This window comes from Tsuneonella dongtanensis (assembly GCF_001698205.1).
GTDB lineage: Bacteria > Pseudomonadota > Alphaproteobacteria > Sphingomonadales > Sphingomonadaceae > Tsuneonella > Tsuneonella dongtanensis.
The window spans coordinates 1,958,549-1,976,790 of the sequence record NZ_CP016591.1 but is presented as its reverse complement, the minus strand read 5'-3'; the positions used below and the strand labels follow the sequence as shown (position 1 = coordinate 1,976,790).

21 protein-coding genes are annotated in these 18,242 nt (G+C 66.0%); 7 read left to right on the top strand and 14 right to left on the bottom strand.

Features of this window, described 5'->3' with window-relative positions; genetic code table 11:
* Positions 1-145 precede the first annotated feature (145 nt).
* Positions 146-1,078: an alpha/beta hydrolase gene (locus A6F68_RS09675; RefSeq protein WP_232308111.1), complete on the top strand. Its 933-nt coding sequence runs from the start codon at positions 146-148 to the stop codon at positions 1,076-1,078.
* Between the two features lie 32 nt (positions 1,079-1,110).
* Positions 1,111-1,548, top strand: a complete 438-nt coding sequence (locus tag A6F68_RS09670) for an RNA pyrophosphohydrolase (protein WP_067682412.1) — start codon at positions 1,111-1,113, stop codon at positions 1,546-1,548.
* Positions 1,549-1,560: 12 nt separating this feature from the next.
* On the opposite strand, the gene A6F68_RS09665 is transcribed toward A6F68_RS09670, so the two are convergent.
* From A6F68_RS09665 to A6F68_RS09645, 5 genes are read right to left on the bottom strand one after another with little or no spacing between them, the layout of a single operon-like run.
* Positions 1,561-2,067 (bottom strand): tetratricopeptide repeat protein, encoded by a 507-nt coding sequence (locus A6F68_RS09665; protein ID WP_157096705.1) that lies wholly within the window; start codon positions 2,065-2,067, stop codon positions 1,561-1,563.
* A 59-nt stretch (positions 2,068-2,126) separates the two neighbouring features.
* Positions 2,127-3,308, bottom strand: coding sequence for an RsmB/NOP family class I SAM-dependent RNA methyltransferase (locus tag A6F68_RS09660; protein ID WP_067679203.1), 1,182 nt, complete (start codon positions 3,306-3,308; stop codon positions 2,127-2,129).
* Between the two features lie 7 nt (positions 3,309-3,315).
* Positions 3,316-4,779: an IMP dehydrogenase gene (gene guaB, locus A6F68_RS09655; RefSeq protein ID WP_067679200.1), complete on the bottom strand. Its 1,464-nt coding sequence runs from the start codon at positions 4,777-4,779 to the stop codon at positions 3,316-3,318.
* A gap of 60 nt (positions 4,780-4,839) precedes the next feature.
* Positions 4,840-6,321, bottom strand: a complete 1,482-nt coding sequence (locus A6F68_RS09650; protein WP_067679197.1) for a M28 family peptidase — start codon at positions 6,319-6,321, stop codon at positions 4,840-4,842.
* 32 nt (positions 6,322-6,353) lie between these two features.
* On the bottom strand, positions 6,354-7,109 hold the full coding sequence (locus tag A6F68_RS09645) for a 3-hydroxybutyrate dehydrogenase (RefSeq protein WP_067679194.1): 756 nt from the start codon (positions 7,107-7,109) through the stop codon (positions 6,354-6,356).
* 114 nt (positions 7,110-7,223) lie between these two features.
* On the opposite strand from A6F68_RS09645, the gene ypfJ reads away from it, so the two are divergent.
* A complete protein-coding gene (ypfJ, locus tag A6F68_RS09640) occupies positions 7,224-8,078 on the top strand; it encodes a KPN_02809 family neutral zinc metallopeptidase (protein WP_067679191.1) in 855 nt (284 codons plus the stop codon).
* Positions 8,062-8,700, top strand: a complete 639-nt coding sequence (locus A6F68_RS09635) for a hypothetical protein (protein WP_067679188.1) — start codon at positions 8,062-8,064, stop codon at positions 8,698-8,700. The genes ypfJ and A6F68_RS09635 overlap by 17 nt, the downstream gene beginning before the upstream one ends.
* Before the next feature lie 64 nt (positions 8,701-8,764).
* Here A6F68_RS09635 and A6F68_RS09630 read toward each other — a convergent pair whose 3' ends face one another.
* Positions 8,765-10,405, bottom strand: coding sequence for a M56 family metallopeptidase (locus tag A6F68_RS09630; RefSeq protein ID WP_067679185.1), 1,641 nt, complete (start codon positions 10,403-10,405; stop codon positions 8,765-8,767).
* Positions 10,402-10,791: a BlaI/MecI/CopY family transcriptional regulator gene (locus A6F68_RS09625; protein WP_067679182.1), complete on the bottom strand. Its 390-nt coding sequence runs from the start codon at positions 10,789-10,791 to the stop codon at positions 10,402-10,404. Before A6F68_RS09625 ends, A6F68_RS09630 begins: the two co-directional genes overlap by 4 nt.
* A gap of 112 nt (positions 10,792-10,903) precedes the next feature.
* Here A6F68_RS09625 and A6F68_RS09620 point away from each other — a divergent pair, with 112 nt between their 5' ends.
* The 3 genes from A6F68_RS09620 (at position 10,904) to A6F68_RS09610 (ending at position 13,838) form a co-directional block, all read left to right on the top strand.
* On the top strand, positions 10,904-12,085 hold the full coding sequence (locus tag A6F68_RS09620) for an alpha-hydroxy acid oxidase (protein WP_067679179.1): 1,182 nt from the start codon (positions 10,904-10,906) through the stop codon (positions 12,083-12,085).
* Positions 12,086-12,148: 63 nt separating this feature from the next.
* Positions 12,149-13,189 carry a winged helix-turn-helix domain-containing protein gene (locus A6F68_RS09615; protein ID WP_067679176.1) on the top strand — a complete coding sequence of 347 codons (1,041 nt, stop codon included), beginning with the start codon at positions 12,149-12,151 and terminating at the stop codon, positions 13,187-13,189.
* Between the two features lie 91 nt (positions 13,190-13,280).
* On the top strand, positions 13,281-13,838 hold the full coding sequence (locus A6F68_RS09610; protein ID WP_198152584.1) for a hypothetical protein: 558 nt from the start codon (positions 13,281-13,283) through the stop codon (positions 13,836-13,838).
* Here the strand turns inward: A6F68_RS09610 and A6F68_RS15205 are convergent.
* The 7 genes from A6F68_RS15205 to sdhD all read right to left on the bottom strand — a co-directional run bounded on the left by A6F68_RS15205 (position 13,835) and on the right by sdhD (position 18,234).
* Complete coding sequence (locus A6F68_RS15205) at positions 13,835-14,014, bottom strand: hypothetical protein (RefSeq protein WP_198152583.1); 180 nt, start codon at positions 14,012-14,014, stop codon at positions 13,835-13,837. The two genes, A6F68_RS09610 and A6F68_RS15205, sit on opposite strands and share 4 nt — an antisense overlap.
* Entirely contained in the window at positions 13,990-14,691 is a 702-nt protein-coding gene (locus A6F68_RS09605) for a hypothetical protein (protein WP_198152582.1), read from the bottom strand. The genes A6F68_RS15205 and A6F68_RS09605 overlap by 25 nt, the downstream gene beginning before the upstream one ends.
* A gap of 215 nt (positions 14,692-14,906) precedes the next feature.
* Positions 14,907-15,350 (bottom strand): thiol-disulfide oxidoreductase DCC family protein, encoded by a 444-nt coding sequence (locus tag A6F68_RS09600; RefSeq protein ID WP_067679173.1) that lies wholly within the window; start codon positions 15,348-15,350, stop codon positions 14,907-14,909.
* A complete protein-coding gene (locus A6F68_RS15040) occupies positions 15,347-15,496 on the bottom strand; it encodes a KR domain-containing protein (protein ID WP_157096704.1) in 150 nt (49 codons plus the stop codon). Before A6F68_RS15040 ends, A6F68_RS09600 begins: the two co-directional genes overlap by 4 nt.
* Entirely contained in the window at positions 15,493-15,981 is a 489-nt protein-coding gene (locus A6F68_RS09595; RefSeq protein WP_198152581.1) for a hypothetical protein, read from the bottom strand. Before A6F68_RS09595 ends, A6F68_RS15040 begins: the two co-directional genes overlap by 4 nt.
* Before the next feature lie 58 nt (positions 15,982-16,039).
* Positions 16,040-17,848 (bottom strand): succinate dehydrogenase flavoprotein subunit, encoded by a 1,809-nt coding sequence (sdhA, locus tag A6F68_RS09590; RefSeq protein ID WP_067679167.1) that lies wholly within the window; start codon positions 17,846-17,848, stop codon positions 16,040-16,042.
* On the bottom strand, positions 17,848-18,234 hold the full coding sequence (sdhD, locus tag A6F68_RS09585; RefSeq protein ID WP_067679163.1) for a succinate dehydrogenase, hydrophobic membrane anchor protein: 387 nt from the start codon (positions 18,232-18,234) through the stop codon (positions 17,848-17,850). Before sdhD ends, sdhA begins: the two co-directional genes overlap by 1 nt.
* Positions 18,235-18,242 lie beyond the last annotated feature (8 nt).

Here is an 18,242-nt window from a genome sequence, read left to right as displayed (position 1 = left end):
ACCTAGGGACGGCGCCGTGCCCTCGCCAACAAGTTTTTCTCCTCGCGCGGCAAAATGTCGAGTGGAAAAGACTCCTCGCGGTCACTAACTTCGCAGCCGAACTTTGGGAGGAACCGGTTTGCCAACGACCGATGCAGGACATTTCGTGCGCGACGACGTGCACGGATTTCTCGCCATGCTCGCCGCGATGGACCGCCGCGCGATGGACGAGGTGTCGGTCGAGGAGTCGCGCGCGGCCTATGCGTTGATCGGCCAGGTCGCCGAAGTCGATCCCCATCCCCTTGCCGTGGTTCGCGACCTCGTGTGCCCCGGACCGGCGGGCGACATTCCCCTGCGTGTTTACGATACGCGCGAACATCGCGAGCCCGGGCCGGTAGTGATGTTCTTCCACGGCGGGGGCTTCGTCATCGGCGATCTCGAGACCCATAACGCGTTCTGCACGGAGCTTGCCAAGGGCCTCGACCTGCCGGTGATCGCCGTTCACTACCGCCTTGCCCCCGAAGCGCCCTTCCCGGCGGCGCCCGACGATTGCGAGGCCGCAAGCCGATGGGTGGCGGGGAGCCCCTCAGAACTCGGTCGACAAGTGACCGGTCTCGTCACCACCGGCGACAGCGCGGGAGGCAATCTCACGATCGTCGTGACCCAGGCACTGATGGACGATCCCGCCGGAGTCCCTGTGCGGGTACAGGCACCGATCTATCCAATCGCTAGCCCGCTCGAGGAAACGGAAAGCTACAAGGCCTTTGGCGACGGGTTCTTCCTGACGGCGCGGTCGATGGAATTTTTCGATGCCAGCTACAAGCCCGACGAGGGTGACAAGCGGCGCTACCCGATCCTGCACGAAGACCACGCGCAGACGCCGCCGACGGTCCTGATTACGGCCTCGCTCGACCCCTTGCGCGATTCGGGTCGCGAATACGCCGCGCACCTCGTGCAGAGCGGGGTCGACGTCGTCTATCTCGAGGCGCGCGGTTCGATCCACGGGTTCGTCAACATGCGCAAGGCGCTGCCGAGCGCGCAGGCCGACGTGAACGCCCTGATCGGTGCCATCCGCCTCATGCTGGAGCGTCATCCGTGAGCAATTTGGGATACCGCCCCTGCGTGGGCGTGATGCTGGTCAATGCCGAGGGCAAGGCCTTCGTCGGCAAGCGGATCGACAACCGCGAAGGCGACTGGTGGCAGATGCCTCAGGGCGGCGTCGACGACGGCGAAGACCTGGCAGAAGCGGTGCTGCGCGAACTGGCTGAGGAAACCGGCGTCGCCGCTCACCTGGTGTCGATCATCGGGCGGATCGAGGAGGCCATGCGCTACGACCTCCCCGAAGAGCTTGTCGGCAAGCTTTGGGGCGGCAAGTACCGCGGGCAGGAGCAGATCTGGTTTCTCGCCCGCTTTTCGGGGACGGAGGCCGACATCGACCTCGAAGCGCACGATCCGCCGGAATTCTGCGAGTACCGCTGGGTCGATCCCGAGCAGCTGCCCGAGCTGATAGTCCCGTTCAAGAAGCGGGTCTATCGCACTGTAGTAGAGGAATTTCGCGCGCTCGTCTGATCGCGCGTCCGCTCAATTCTGCTGGGTGACGACGGTGTCCGGGAGGACCGCTTCGGCGGTCAGGACGCGCGGTTGCGGGCCCTTGGCGATCGCCGCGGCGAGCGCACGGGTTTCGGCACACTTGTCACCGCACATCGACTGAAGGCGGGCGAGGTTTCGGCGCGCTTTCTCGACCGCTCCCTTCTCGACGAGGGCAGCCCCTTCGCCGGACAGGGCGGCAAGGTTGTCAGGCTCACGCGTCAAAGCTTCGCGGTAGTAGCGGATGGCCTTGCCCTGCAGACCGTTGCGACGAGCGGCTTCGGCGAGGTCGAGGAAGATGCCGGTCGCGCCGGGATCCACCGTGAGCGCTGCCTCAAAGGCATCGACGGCCTTTTCGGGCTGGCCGGCAGCGAGGGCTGCCCGTCCTTCGGCCACCAGCGCCGCGGCGCGGGGATCGGTGACGTGATCGGCGCCCTCGCCCACGCTTGCGGTCATCGCGAGAACGACGGCGAGAGCGGCGGCAGGGGCGGCGAAACGCATCAGCAACTCCTTAAAGGCAGGCGTCCGGGCAAGTTCAGGCTCGGCCATAACGCCACTGGTTAACATGGGCGAGATAGACTCGCGATGAAAAATCCGTCCGTACCGTCATGAAACGGCGAGAGGCGCCAACCTTTCCCGCGCACGCGACCGAGCGGCAGATCGACCGCGTCGGCAGACCATTCGGGGTGATCCGCCAGGAACTGGTCGATCCTGTCGCTCCCTTCGGCATCGAGCAGCGAGCACGTCACGTAGACGATCCTTCCGCCCGGCCGAACGAGCGCCGCAGCGATATCCAGCAACCGCTGCTGCGTTAGCGCATATCGCTCCAGACGATCGGGAGTGAGTCGCCAGCGCGCCTCGGGATTGCGGCGCCAGGTCCCGGTCCCCGAACACGGTGCATCGACGACCACCGTGTCGGCCCTGCCCACACAATCCGCCAGAGCGTCCAGTTCGCGCTGCGGGTTCAGCAGGCGGGTTTCGATCATCCCCGCGCCCGCGCGTTCCGCGCGGGGAGCCAGACGCGAAAGCCGGGGCCGATCGGTATCGCAAGCGAGCAAGGTGCCCCGATTCTCCATCGCTGCGGCGAGTGCGAGGGTCTTGCCCCCCGCCCCTGCACACAGGTCGATCACCGTTTCGCCAGGGGCGGCAGCGACCGCGAGGCAAGCCAGTTGTGAGCCGGTGTCCTGGATTTCGATCAACCCGTCGCGAAAGGCATCCCATTGTTCGACAGGGGTTCCGTGCCGGAGCCGAAGGCCCTGCGGGGCATGGGTCCGTGCGGTTTCCTCCGGGAGAGCTATCGTTTCCCTATCGGATTTGAGGGTGTTGACCCGGATGTCGAGCGGTGCACGATCAAGGAGGGCATCGGCTTCCTCGCCCTCGACACCGGAAGTCGCGAGCGCATCGACGAGCCAGTGCGCGGCAATGCCGCCGTCCGCGACGGGCTCCCCTTGCGAAATCGCAGCGGGACCATGCACCGAGCCGTCGAACAGCGAGGCGATCGCCTCGTCGATATCGGCAAGGCGCAACATGGCGGCACGGCCTGACGACGGCACGGGTCCGCAAGCGCGGATGGCGGCGAATGCCAGGTCACGCACGGCCCGCCGGTCCTTCGAGCCGGCGTAGCGTCGCGTACGAAAATAGTCCGAGATCAGCCGATCCGCGGGCGCCCCACCCGCGATGGCAGCTTCTATCACGGCGTCCAGCACCTCGATCGCGGCCTGCACCCGCGCCGCGGGGGTCATCGACCGCTCATCGCGTGGGGTAGTTCGGAGCCTCGCGGGTAATCGCGACGTCGTGCACGTGGCTCTCGGCAAGGCCCGCATTGGTGATGCGTACGAACTTGCCCCGCTTGCGCAGCTCGGCGAGCGTTGCCGATCCGGTATAGCCCATCGCCGCCTTGATCCCGCCGACGAGCTGGTGGACCACGTCCTTGGCCGGGCCCTTGTAGGGTACCTGGCCCTCGATGCCCTCGGGCACAAGTTTCAGGGCGCTCACGTCCTGCTGGAAATAGCGGTCGGCGCTGCCCCGGGCCATCGCGCCGACGCTGCCCATCCCGCGATAGGCCTTGTAGCTGCGCCCCTGATAGAGGAACGTCTCGCCCGGGCTCTCTTCAGTTCCCGCCAGCATCGAGCCGATCATCACGCTCGACGCTCCCGCGGCAAGTGCCTTGGCCGCGTCGCCAGAGGTTCGCAATCCGCCGTCGGCGATCACGGGCACACCGGATTTCGCCGCTTCGGCCGCGCACTCCATGACCGCCGTCAACTGCGGCACGCCGACGCCTGCAACGACGCGCGTGGTGCAGATCGAGCCGGGGCCGATCCCGACCTTCACCGCATCCGCCCCGGCTTCGATCAGTGCCCGGGTCGCTTCGGCCGTCGCGACGTTGCCGGCGATTATCTGCACCGAGTTGGAAAGCTTCTTCGCCGCCTCGACTGCGCGGCTGACGTCCCTGTTGTGGCCATGCGCGGTGTCGATGATCACGACATCGACCTCGGCCTCGATCAGGGCCTTCGTCCGCTCGAAACCCTTGTCGCCGACGGTCGAAGCGGCGGCGACGCGCAAGCGGCCGCTCTCGTCCTTGGTCGCGTGCGGATAGGTCACCGCCTTCTCGATATCCTTGACCGTAATCAGCCCGACGCAGCGATAGTTCTCGTCGACGACGAGCAGCTTTTCGATGCGCCGCTGGTGCAGCAGGCGGCGCGCGTCTTCCTGGCTCGTCCCGAGCGGAACAGTCGCCAGGTTGTCGCTGGTCATCAGCTCACGAACCGGCTGCAGTGTATTCTCGGCGAAGCGGACGTCGCGATTGGTCAGGATGCCGCAGAGCTTTCCGTTGCCATCGGTCACCGGGATGCCGCTGATGCGGTTGTCCGCCATCAGCGCCTGTGCCTCGCCCAGCGTGGCGTCGGGGCCGATGGTGATCGGGTTCACCACCATCCCGCTTTCGAACCGCTTGACCGCGCGGACCGCGGCGCATTGCGCATCCAGTTCGAGATTGCGGTGGAGCACCCCGATCCCGCCGAGCTGGGCCATGACGATGGCCATGTCCGCCTCGGTCACGGTATCCATCGCCGCGGACAGCACCGGTATGTTCAGCGCTATGCCGCGGGTGAGCTGCGTGCTCGTATCGGCCATGCTGGGCAGGATGTCGCTCTCGGCCGGACGCAGCAACACGTCGTCGAAAGTCAGGCCGAGGGGGATATCATCGTGTGCCACAGGTCGCGTTTCGCCCTAGAGATTCGTGGCGGCCCATCTAACGGCAGGTTGCCGCGGTAGCTAGGGGGCCTCGACGCTTTTTCCTGTCGTGGCGGTCCAGCGTGCCGGATCGGCGAAATAACGGACCAGCGCCTGGGTCAGGAACAGGTCCTCGATAGCGCCTCCCAGCTCGATGCCGTCGGCCTTGTCGGCGGGCCGATGGTACCTTTCGGCATTGTAGCGTTCGAGCGCCGCCGCCGAGCCGAATGCACTCGTCACGGACACGGTCGGCACGTCGCGCTGAAGGAGCGCCCAGCCATCCTGACGGCGCAGGTATCCCTGCGCGAGATTCTCGTCCGCTTCCCTGCGGCCCAGTTGCTGAAGGACCTCCATGATCCCGGCGTCGAGCCCGGTCATCCCCTTGCCTACGATCGCCACCGGCGTGCCCTTCGGCGCAACCGCGATAGTATCGAGGTTGAACGCCGCGACGATGGTCTCGAGGGGCACGGGCGGGTTTTCGGCGAAGGCCTGGGCGCCGAGCAGCCCCCACTCCTCTGCGGTCGTCGCAAGGAAATAGACATCCCGCTGCAACCGCGGCCCGTTGGCCAGGCGTCGCGCAAGCTCTGTAATGACCGCCAGTCCGCTCGCGTTGTCGACTGCCCCGTTGCAGATGGCCGCCGGGTCCGTCGGCGAACCGCATCGGCCGAAGTGATCCCAGTGCGCCATCAGCAAGACCGCCCCGGCTTCGGGTCGCCTGCCGGGCAGCCGGCCGACAACGTTGAAGGTTTTCACGGTGCCCGCGGTGGACGCCGCATCGAGGGTCGCCGTCAGGTCGATCGCCACGGGCTTGAAGTCGGGACCGCGCGCATCGCGTAGGAGCGTCTGGAACCTGTCGGCGCCAATCAGGGCTTCGGCCGTCTCCCGCGACAGGTAGCCGTCGAGCGTATCGGAACCGTCAGTGGCGGCGAGTCGATAACTTCCGCGTCGCCGGGTCTCGACGAGTTCGTCGAAATCACTTGCCTCTCCCACGATTGCGAGGACGGCCGCCGCGCCCCCGCGCAGGAGAGCCTCACGCTGCTCGGCCTGCCCCGGATGATCCCACAACATCAGGACCACCCGGCCCGCGAGCGCGGCATTGTCGAGCTTCTCGCCCTGTTCCCCGACGAACAGCACCGGTGCCCGTTCGACCAGGCCCCGCCGGCCAGATGCAAAAACCACTGCGCCGTCAGCAGGTAACGCGATGGACCGACCATTGCGGAGGAAGCGGACCGTGCTGCGCTCGGGCTTGCTGCTGGTCAGCTCGACGGGCGCGAACCAAGGGTTGGCCGGGTCGTTGGTGCCCGACACAAGACCCGCCCCGCGCCACTCCTGTAAAAGGTAGCGCAGGGTCTTCGTCTCGCCTTCGGTGCCCGGCATCCGGCCTCCGAATTCGTCGCTCGCCAGGATCGAGACATGCCGGGTCAGCGCCGCGCGCAGTGCCGCGTCGGTCGCGGGCACGGCTCCGGGGCGAGCGCTTACACAGCCCGCAAGCAGCACCACGACAAGGAGCCACGCGACCCGCATTGCCTGCCCCCGAATTCTCCTTCGTACCTATGCTACTCGGCGGTCCACCCGCCGTCCACGCTCCAGTTTGCGCCGGTGACGTTCTGCGCCTCGTCGCGGCAGAGAAAGACGGCGAGCGCGCCGATTTCGGCGGGCTGGACGAACTTGCGCGTCGCCTGCTTGACCAGCAGCACGTCGTTGACGACCTGCTCGCGGGTCATTCCGCGTGCCGCCATCGTATCGGGGATCTGGTTCTCCACCAGCGGCGTCCAGACATATCCCGGGCTGATGCAGTTCGCGGTCACGCCATACGGCGCGAGTTCGAGCGCGACGGTCTTGGTGAGCCCGTCTAGGCCGTGCTTGGCGGCGTTGTACGCGGCCTTGAACGGCGAGGCGACCTTCGAATGCGCACTCGCGGTGTTGATCACGCGGCCCCAACCCGTGGCCTTCATGTGCGGAACGGCAAGCCGGATGGTATGAAACGCCGCAGTCAGGTTCAAACCGATGATGAGGTCCCACTTTTCGGGAGGAAAGTCCTCGACCGGGCTGACGTGCTGCATTCCGGCATTGTTGACGAGGATGTCGACCGGCCCTGCACCTTCCATCAGTGCCTCGCACCCCTCCAGGCGGGTCAGGTCCGCGGCCACATGGGTTGCACCCAGCTCATCGCATAGGGCGGCGATCTCGCGCTCGTCACCGAAGCCGCTCAAGATCACCTCGGCACCTTCGTCCCGGAGGGCGCGTGCGACCGCGAGGCCTATCCCCGAGGTCGAACCGGTGACGAGTGCGCGTTTGCCGGACAGGAACATTTGGCCTCCTTCGCGAATTGAACGATCGGACCGACCGCACTTGCGCTCTTGCGAGGCGAGGGGCACCTGTCCAGAGACATTGCGGCCCGGCCGCGCGAAACATGGGGCTTACGCATGCGGCTGAACCGGTTCGATCCATCGAGCATCAACGTCAGGGGTGGCGGTGGCGGGGGCTTTCCCGGAGGTGCCGGTGGCGGAATTGGCTGCGGGACGGTCGTCATCGCCCTGATTGCAGCGCTGGTCTTTGGTGTCGATCCGACTTCGATGCTCGGTGGCATGCAGCAGTCCGGTCCGACGAGCGCCCAGCAAGGCGATGGATCGGCGCAGTCGGTCGAAGAGCTCTGCACGCAGAATGCCTATGCAACCGAAGCCTGCAACGCCCTTCAATCGCTGGATCAGACGTGGCAGCCCGAATTCCAGCGCGCCGGGATTGCCTTCCGGCAGCCTACGCTCAATTTCTACACCGGCGGCACACGTTCGGGCTGTGGCAGCGCGTCGTCCTCGATGGGTCCGTTCTACTGCCCCGCGGACGAAGGCATCTACATCGACACGAGCTTCTACGACCAGATGGCGCGCCAGCTTGGCGCGGGTGGCGATTTCGCGCGCTATTACGTGATGGCACACGAATACGGTCACCACATCCAGAACCTCACCGGGGTGGCCAGCCAGATTCGCAGCGCGCAGAATCAGAACCCCCAGGCCGCCAACCAGCTTCAGGTCCGCATGGAACTGCAGGCCGATTGCTACGCCGGCGTCTGGGCGGGCAAGAACCGCAACCTCATCGAACCCGGGGATCTTGAGGAAGGCATGACCGCAGCCAGCGCGATCGGCGACGACGCTCTAACGGGTGGACGGGTCAGTGCCGAGAACTTCACCCACGGAACCAGTGCCCAGCGCATGGAAGCCTTGCGCGCCGGAATTCAATCGGCCGATGACACGGTATGTGATCGTTATGTCCAGATACGCTGATCTCGCGCGCGCTGCGGCGCTCGGCCTCGCCCTCGTCGCCTCGCCCGCATTCGCGCAGGATGCCGACGATCCGGTCATGAACCGGACGCCGGATGCCGAGGACGTCGCGATGACGCCGATCACCGATCTCAACCTGAAGAAGGATGAGATACCTTCTGTCCTGCTCGCAGCCGGGGCAGATCCTTACGCCAGTGTGGGCATTCGAAACTGCAAGGACATCGCCGCCGCAATTGCTCCTCTCGATGCCGCGCTGGGACCCGACATGGACATCCACGACGAGGATGGCGAACGGATCAGCGCCGGTGCGGTTGCCAAGAGCGTCGTTGCGTCGTTCATCCCGTTCCGCGGCATCCTTCGCGAACTGACAGGTGCAGCCGATCACAAGCGCGAATTCGAAGCGGCCATCTATGCCGGTGCCGTGCGGCGGGGCTTCCTCAAAGGCCTGGGCCAGCAGAAGGGTTGCGCCTATCCCGCCCGGCCAGCCGCAGCGAAGATTGCGGCTAAGCCGGCCAAGGCCAAGAAAGTCCAGTCAGCGGGCGGTGGTGAGCCCACCACGTTTGTGTCTGAACCAGTCGTCCAGGGCGAAAAGCCGGAAAAGAGTCCGAACCGCCGACGGAGATGACCATTGGAGGGCGGCCGCAACCGCCCTCCCCCGTCCAACTTTTTCAGCGACCCGGGGGGAATCGTTAGCCCCTCTTCTCGCTTTCGAGCCGTTCGATTTCGCGGTCGAGCTTGTCGAGCACTTCGCGGCGCGTTTCTTCGCTCATCCGACTGTTGGCTGCGATGGCCTCGCGGGCAGAGCGGAGGCCGCTGACCGCTCCGTGCATCACAGTCCGGCGGCAGAAACGGAACACCTTGCGGCCGTCCTTGCCCTCGACAACCCGGCTGTCACCGCCATCTTCGCAGGACATTTCAACGAGAGGCGCCAGGCGGGCGAGCTTCTCGCCGGAGCGGGCCATGCGCTCGGCCGCCTTGCGGTGCTCTTCCGTGAAGGCGTGGAGGCTCTTCTCATCGAACTTGAACTTCGCCTCAAGCTCCTTGTCGAGCTTGGCCATCCGCTCCTCGAGCTTGGCCATGTGCTCCTTGAACTCAGGGCTTTGCGGCGTGAACACCTTGCCATCCGCCCCGCGGAACATGAAGCGGCGCCCTTCTTGCCCTTCGATATCGATCTCGAAATCCTCGGCCTTGCCGTCGCGAATAACCGTGACCCTGCGCTTGCCCTCGGTCCGGTCACCAGCCGCCCTCGTCACGAGCACTCGGTGTACCTTGGCGACAGCTTCGGGGGCGTCGGGCGCGTCAGGTGCAGCTGGGGCCTCCGGCGACAACGGCGCCTCGGGCGGCAGAGGCGCATCCGGCGCCGTTGGCGGCTCGATCGCCTCCGTTGGCGAACTGTGCGCGTAGGTGATCGAGGCCGTGAGCGGCAGGGCAAGCGCCGCGATACCCACGAAAGCGCCCCCGATGCGGCGGCGACGCACTGAGTGGTCGGTCATTGTGAGATTCCTCAAGCGATGGATGATCGATTTTTCGCCAAGCACCGGACAGGCCATCGGCGCGGCAAGCGCAGCGCGCGGTGCGGCCGCGGCGCCGGCAATGAGCGCGGCGTAGTGCGCGCGCTCGAGGCGATCGCGTCCTTCGACCACGCGGGCATCGCAGGCCGCCTCCTGGTCGCGGCGCATCGCATTCCAGCCCAGCTGCGCCAGCGGGTTGAACCAGTGGATCGCGAACAGGGGAAGCGCAGCGAAGTTGGCGAGCAGGTCGTGCGACCGGTGGTGCGCCAGTTCATGCGCAAGAGCCAGGTCCCGTGTTGCGCGGTCTGGATTGGCCATGAATCCCGGAGGAAGGGCCACCACCTTGTCGAACAAGCCGAAGGCGAGCGGTGAACGGGTTGCCGGTGTCTCCACAAGCCGGATGCGGCCCGCATCGCCGACCGACCGGGCGTCGAGTAGCAGGTCGCGGCGAAGCTGATGATATGCAACGAGGCGCAGAGCGATGTACGTCGCGGCACCCACCAGCCACAAAGCCAGGATCCCCGTTTCGAGCCCCTCCCACCAGCCAGGCGTCGGATCACTGACGAGGTTCGCCGGCACCTCCGCGAGTTCCGCGCTGTCGAGAGCCGCAAGAACTTGGGGGTCGACGACAGGCGTGGCCTCAAACCTTGGTTCCGCCGCCGGCAGGACCAGTGGAGGCAGGCACAGGCGAAGGAGCGGCAGGGCCCACAGGGCGTAGGCCGTGCGCGGGCCGAAGTGGCGGGCAACCGGCCGGCGAACGACAAGCACCAGTGCGATCAGTACACCGGTCCAGACGAGCGTTTCGAGAAGCCACGTCATCGCCGCAACTCCTTCAGCATCGCCTCGATCTCGAGCAGGTCCTCCTCGCTCAGGGCCTCACTTTCCGCGAGATGCGCGAAGAGCGGCGCCGCGCGCCCACCGAAAAGGCGTTCGACGAGCCGCTTCGATTCGCTGCCGAGATAGTCGGCGCGTTCGATCAACGGCGAATAGAGGAAGCGGCGACCGTCCGGCTCGGTAGCCACGGCGCCCTTGGCGACGAGCCGCCCGAGCAGCGTCTTGACTGTCGGCATCGTCCAGTCGCGCGATGCGCAGACCCGTTCGCATACCTCCGCGGCCGCAAGTGGGCTTTTGTCCCACAGCGCTTCCATGACGGCGTGCTCAGCGTCGCTGATGCGTTCGGAAGGAATGTCCGTGTCGTCAGCCATCGCAGCCCTCCCCGGCTTCGATTACATTTGTGGCCGTAACGACTACGTCTGTAAACATGAAGCGCAGATGAATGACTGTTCAGTATCGACCTGGCTCACTAGGAATCACGGAATGGAACGGTCCTATGCCATCCCGCACGCGATCCGCAGCCTCGGCGATTGCCATAACGTCATGGACTTTCGCGAGCTCGCGTATCGCAAGCTTCCCTACCCAGTGTTTCACTACATTGATGGAGCGGGCGACGACGAGCGGACCAAGGCGCGCAACACCGAGGCTTACGAGGACGTCGATCTGGTGCCGAACGTCCTCTCCGGGGTGGGCACGATCGATACAACAACCACGATCATGGGGCGCGAAACCGGACTGCCGCTCGTGCTCAGCCCGACTGCCTTGCAGCGTCTCTTTCACTGGCAGGGCGAACGCGCAGTCGCCCGGGTCGCCGAACGCCACAACCTGTGGTTCGGCATCTCCAGCCTGTCGAGCGTCAGCATCGAGGAGATCGGCGCGAAGCACAGCGGGCCCAAGATGCTCCAGTACTATTATCACAAGGACCGCGGCCTCAATGCCGCGCTGGTCGAGCGTGCGCGCGCGGCGAAGTTCGACGCGATCGCGCTGACGGTCGACACGATCGTTTCGGGCAATCGCGAACGCTGCAAGCGCACTGGCTTCACCACCCCGCCGCGATTCACTCCAGCCAGTTTCCTGTCCTATGCGGCGAAGCCCGCATGGGCGCTGAACTTCCTTTTCCGTGAGCGATTCAGCCTGCCGAACCTGGAGACGCACGTCGCGCAAGGGAGCCGCAGCGCCATCTCGATCCAGGATTACTTCAACGAAATGCTCGATCCGGACATGGACTGGGCAGCCGTGGAGAGGCTGCGCAACGATTGGGGCGGGACGTTCTGTCTGAAAGGCGTCATGAGCGTCGGCGATGCGCGCCGCGCCGCCGACATCGGATGCGATGCGATCATGGTCTCCAACCACGGCGGCCGGCAGCTCGATGGAAGCCGGGCGCCTTTCGACCAGCTTGCCGAGATCGTCGACGCAGTGGGCGATCGGATCGAGGTTATCTGCGACGGTGGTGTGCGGCGCGGCACGCACGTCCTCAAGGCGCTGGCGACAGGTGCAACCGCCGCATCAGGCGGACGGCTCTACCTCTACGCTCTCGCGGCCGCGGGCGAAGCGGGAGTGGAACGCGCGATCGGAATTCTCAGGGACGAGATCGAGCGCGGGATGCGGTTGATGGGGGTGAGAACCGTCGGCGAACTCGACCGTACGATGCTGCGCAGGCGCTGATGCCATCCGCCAAAGCCGCGCAAGGTGGTGGCGTCGCGCCGAAATTTCCGTAACGCTGGGGCGATGTCCAATGGTGCCTACCGCTTCGGCCCTTTCCGGCTTGACCCCGAAGACCGCCGGCTGACGCGCGATGGTGAGCCGGTCGAGGTCAGCGCGCGTTATCTCGATGCGTTGATCCTGCTTGCTGCGGAAGGTGGGCGCCTCGTCACGAAAGATCGCTTCATGGACGAGGTCTGGCGCGGTGTGCCGGTGACCGATGAGGCGCTTACCCAATGCATCCGCGCGTTGCGCAAGGCTCTCGGCGACGATGCCGCGGCGCCGCGCTACATCGAAACGGTACCCCGGCACGGATACCGGCTTGTCGCTGCTCTCGGTGGCGACGACGCCCGAACGGTCGCACCGCTGGCCGATCCGGTGTTTGCTCCCACTGCATTCGACGGCTTTTCCGCCGCCCTGGGCGGAGGCCTGGCGGGCATCGCCGGCGGCCTCGGTTACCTGGCCCTCGGGCTGGTGACCCCGGGCATCGGCACCGCGTCGACCTTGCTCGTGCTCGTCAGCATGAACCTGCTGCTGGGGGCGGCGGCGGGCCTGGCGGTTGGAGGAGCCGCAGCCTTCGCCGCGCAGCTTTCACATGGCAAGGCAGGCTGGATCGTGGTCGGCGGAGCGGTCGGGGGGCTGCTGGTCGGAGCGATAGGTCGGATGCTTGGCAACGACCTGTTCGCACTGCTTTTCGGCCGGGCTCCCGGCGCGATCACCGGGGCGGTCGAAGGTCTGATCCTGGGGGCGGTCACGGGTATCTCGCTCGCGCTGGCGTTGCGTGCTGAAGACCGGTCGGCGGCTCGGCGGCTGTTGCCGGGGTTTGCCTTTGGCGGGGCGGCCGGGTTGATCGTGGCTCTCGCCGGAGGACGGCTGATGGCGGGAAGCCTCGCCGAACTGTCGTCGCGGTTTCCGGATTCGAACCTGCAGGTGGGGGGCGCACTTTTCGGCGAGAACGGGTTCGGACCGATCGCGCTGTCGGTCGTCACCGCTTGCGAGGGCGCTCTTTTCTGCGGGTGCGTCGTGGCGGCGATCGTTCTGGGACGAAGACTGCGCGCTGCGGGCTGAGTGCCCGATTTCAGCCATTCCTCACCTGCCCGTCATGACGCTCATCGCCCTTGATGCGATTGCCGCCTCCGTCATCAACACGGAGGATTCGATGAACACTGCAGTTACCGAAATGAGCCCGCGCACCGAGCGTTTCTTGCGACGGATCGGATGGCTTTCCGCCGCCGCTCTGCTCGCCCTTCCAGCCATTGCCATGCAATTCACCGAAGAGGTCAACTGGACCACGAGCGACTTCGTGATCGCCGGGGTCGTCCTGGCATTGGTCGGCGGAGTGTTCGAACTGGCCGCGCGATCGAGCACCAATCTTGCCTTCCGCATCGCCACGGTCATGGCGGTCGCCTGCGGATTCCTGCAGGTCTGGATCAACGGCGCGGTCGGGATCATCGGCAACGAGGACAACCCGGCAAACTGGACCTATTTCGCCGTCGTCTTCATGGCCGCTGTGGGGGCCGTTGCGGCCTACGGCAACCCGCGCGCGCTCGTACGCACTATGATTGCGGTCGCGGTGGCGCAGGGGCTGTTCTCGATCATCCATGCGATCAACGGCACGCCGACGCCAATCATCGACGGCTTCTTCGTCCTCCTCTGGCTGGTTGCGGCAGGCCTGTTCCGTCGCGCGGCTCTCCAGCGCGAAGCGGCGATCGCCTAGCAGACCTCGGCCGTGTTGAGCGGCGGCGGGCCCGGCGGGACGCGCGCCGGGTGGCGCCAAAAGGGATCGCCGGCCAGCCTGATGCGCGTGCCGTAGGCCTTGCCGAGCGCGGAGAACAACGCGGGGTCGTACTCCGCCAGGTCCTCGCGGCTCAGAATCCGCCGACCGTCGAACACGGCGAGCCGGTTCGATTCGAACCAGAACTGGGTACCTTCTGCCCAGTACTCGTCGACACTGGTCGAGGCATACTCATCCTTCCACCGCCCCGCGGCCAACGCGTCGCGGTATGGCCGTCGACTTCCTGCGAAAGGGCCGGATCGACCGCCCGGATCGCCGCGAGGACGTTGTGGGCAAACTCGTGGACGAAGATCGTCTCGCCCCAATAGCGGCTTTCCCGAAGGCCGAGCAGGTCTTCCTCCGCCCCGCTGGTGAGCGGTCCCGCCATGCCGCGCGCGCGGGCATCCCAGTATTGTCGGTCGGTCAGCTTGCCGATCCGTTCGTCATAGTGCTTGCGCTCGCAGCGGGTCAGCCGCGGGTCGGAGCGGTCGGGCCGCGTCCAGTGCGCCTGCTCGGGCAAGTCGGTGGTCGCTTCGCTCTGCGCCATGATCGCGACGCGGTAGCCTCTTTCCGAAAGCCACCGCGCCAGATCGGGCCGCGCACTCGTCATCTGCTCGACGATCGAGGCAGCGACATCGAGCGCTTCGGGCTTGACCTTGCTCGAACCGACAACCGGGATGCCCGACGCGCTGCGGTGCTGTGCATAGAAGCGGTCGAGATCGTCGAGCGGCGCGAGGCGCCCTTGCGGTGCGCACCCAGCGACCGCGAAAGCTGCGACGAGCGTGGCATGGCACACCCACCGCCCCCTTTTACGAAACACCCGGTGGAGCAATTTCGATAAACGAAACAGTGCGTTGCTTGGGCTGTGGTTGTTGGCCCCGTGACCTTCGACGGTGCGCAAGGTGGCGGTCGGGTTGGGCCTTCCGACATGGAGGCGATACCGCCAGGGAATCGAAACAGCGACCATCGCCGGGTCCTGCCAGATTTCCGCGATGTAGGAAATTCGCCGCCCTAGAGCAGGCGCGCATGCTGCTCCGGTGTCAGCAAGGCGCATGCGTCGGTCTTGCCGAACCAGCGATAGCGGTTGCGAGCGACGAGGTCGTAGATGCGGTCGCGCAGTAATCGCGGCACCAGACGCGACAACCCGGCGATGCGCCAAATGCCGCCCAGTTCGCGCGCAAGTGCGAGGTAACCGTCGCTCCTGGTGCTGGCGTTGCCGTTCGCGACGAACAAATACGTGGCATCCATTTTGAGCCCGTAGTGCCGGTAGAGCGCACTCCCGATCGGTCCCTGCGCTGACGTAAAGGCGATCCGCCCGGCGCGATCGTGGCGCATGATGAACGACGCGCCCCCCGAACACAGCACGCATACTTCGTCGAACACGAATAGCGGACAGCTGTCGTCGAAAGCCGGCACGGCCGGATCGTCGCGGTAGCTGTACGGTGGGTGATTCATGGGTCGAGCGAAGCTGCGGACGCACCGGCTTGGTCTGGACGGCGTCCGGCAATCACGAGCCGGATACCTGCATCCCGGGCCAGGCTGCGCGCGACGTATGTGCCGAAGTTGCCATAGCCGCCGACCACTACGACGCGCACGGTCAATGCGTCGTCCGGAAGTGCGGAATCCCTCGCTCGTCGACCCCGCCGAGGGCATCGATGAGCGTCTCGTGAAACTGGAAGAAATCCTCGCGGTCGGCGAACAGCATTTCGTGGAGACTGAACCGCGCGCCGATCCCTTTGATCTCGACAGTCTGGCCCGGTCCGATCCTGAAGCTGCGAACCCGGGTGACTTTATCGTAGTCGAGGACCACCTCGCGCCGGAACGGTCCCATGCCCATTCCAACGATGCGCTTGGGTTCGAGATCGACATACTGTGCACGGTCGTGTCCTTGCATAAGTCGCAAGATAGCCAGCGCGCACAGAAGGACCATCGCGACAATGACTACCGCCAATGTGAGGCGAGCCGCACCGTCGGTTAGGACCACATGGCCGGCGATTGTCGTCGGTCCTTCGGCCGGGTGAGCCACAATGCTCCACAGCACGAGTGCGCCGATGATCGTCACGGCGATCAGGCCCGGCACCATCATCAAGGGCTTCTGGTTCAGGTAGAAACGCTGCCTCCGTGCAAGCCCCGGAGGCGGCACCTCAATACACCCGCTTCTTCGGCTTGATGTATTCGACGTCGTCGGTGAGCGTGTACTCGTGGACCGGGCGGTAGTCGATCTTCACCCCGCCGCCCTTGCCGCCCCAGCCATCGAACCAGGCGGCGGTGTGCTTCATCCAGTTGGCGTCGTCGCGGTCGGGGAAATCCTCGTGCGCGTGGGCGCCGCGGCTTTCCTTGCGGTTGTAGGCACTCGCCATCGTCACGCTCGCCTGGGCGATCAGGTTGTCGAGTTCGAGCGTTTCGATGAGGTCGCTGTTCCAGATCAGCGAGCGGTCGGTGACGCCGATGTCCTGCATCCGCGCGTAGGTGCCCTTCAGCGCTTCGACGCCTTCCTTCATCAACTGGTCGTTGCGGAAGACCGCCGCGTGCGTGCTCATAGCGCGCTGCATGTCGAGGCGGATGGCCGCAGTCGGCGAGCCGCCCTTGGCATTGCGGAAATGGTCGAGCCGGCCGAGCGCCAGGTCGGCGCTGTCCTTGGGCAGCTCGGCCTGCTTCTCGCCGGCCTTGAACAGCTCCCTGAGCCGGTGACCGGTCGCGCGGCCGAACACCACGAGGTCGATCAGCGAATTCGAACCGAGGCGGTTCGCACCGTGAACCGATACGCACGCCGCCTCGCCCACCGCGAACAGCCCGGGGACGACGGTGTCGGCGTTGCCGTCCGCGCCGATCGTCACGACCTCGCCGTGGTAGTTACAGGGGATGCCCCCCATGTTGTAGTGCACCGTCGGCACCACCGGCAACGGCTGGCGGGTCAGGTCGACGCCGGCGAAGATCTTGCCGCTCTCGGTAATGCCGGGCAGCCGCTCGGCCAGCACCTTGGGATCGATGTGGTCGAGATGGAGGTAGATGTGGTCCTTGTTCGGGCCCACGCCGCGTCCTTCGCGGATTTCCAGCGCCATCGACCGCGACACGACGTCGCGGCTGGCGAGGTCCTTCGCGCTCGGGGCATAGCGTTCCATGAACCGCTCACCCTCAGAATTGGTCAGGTACCCGCCCTCGCCCCGCGCACCTTCGGTGATGAGGACGCCCGCGCCGTAGATGCCGGTCGGGTGGAACTGGACGAATTCCATGTCCTGCAGCGGTAGCCCGGCGCGCAGGACCATGCCGCCGCCGTCGCCGGTGCAGGTGTGCGCGCTCGTCGCGGTGAAATAGCAGCGGCCGTATCCGCCGGTCGCAAGGACCACGGCCTTGGCACGGAAGCGGTGAATGCTGCCATCGTCGAGGCACATCGCGATCACCCCGCGGCAGGCGCCGTTCTCCATGATCAGGTCGATCGCGAAGTATTCGATGAAGAAGTCCGCGTCGTACTTCAGGCTCTGCTGATAGAGCGCGTGGAGCATCGCGTGGCCGGTGCGGTCGGCGGCAGCGGCAGTGCGCTGGACCGGGGGGCCTTCGCCCATGTTCTGCATGTGGCCGCCGAACGGACGCTGATAGATCGTGCCGTCCTGGTTGCGGCTGAACGGCACGCCCGCGTGCTCGAGCTCGTAGACCGCGGCGGGCGCCTCGCGCACCATGTACTCGATCGCATCCTGGTCGCCGAGCCAGTCCGACCCCTTGACGGTGTCGTACATGTGCCAGGTCCAGTGGTCTGGGCTGTTGTTGCCGAGCGAGGCCGCAATGCCGCCCTGGGCGGCCACCGTGTGGCTGCGGGTCGGGAAGACCTTGGTGATGTTGGCGGTCCGAAGACCGCTCTCGGCCGCCCCCATCGTGGCACGCAGGCCCGAGCCGCCCGCGCCGACGACCACGACATCGTAGGTATGGTCGATGATCTTGTATGCTTCGGCAGCCATCAGGCGGCTCCTCCGAGGGCGAGGCGGACGATCGAGAACAGCGCGAAGCCCGCGCCGCCGACCGCAGCGAGATTGAGGGCCGCAAGCGCGGCGAACTTGTTGCCGGGGATGTGGACGTAATCCTCGACGAGGACCTGCAGGCCGAGCCGCGCGTGCCAGAACGCGCTGATGACGAACAACGCCACCGCGGTCGCCGGCAGGGGTTCGGAAATCCAGGCTTTCACCGTCGCGAAATCGTAGCCCGGCAGCAGGGCCAGGCTGATCGCCAGGAACAGTCCGAGCACGAGGTTGCCGATCGCGGTGAACCGCTGCAGCAGCCAGTGATGCGCGCCGTGGTGCGCCGAGCCGAGCCCGCGCACCTTGCCGATCGAGGTTCCGTTACCCATTGTCAGCG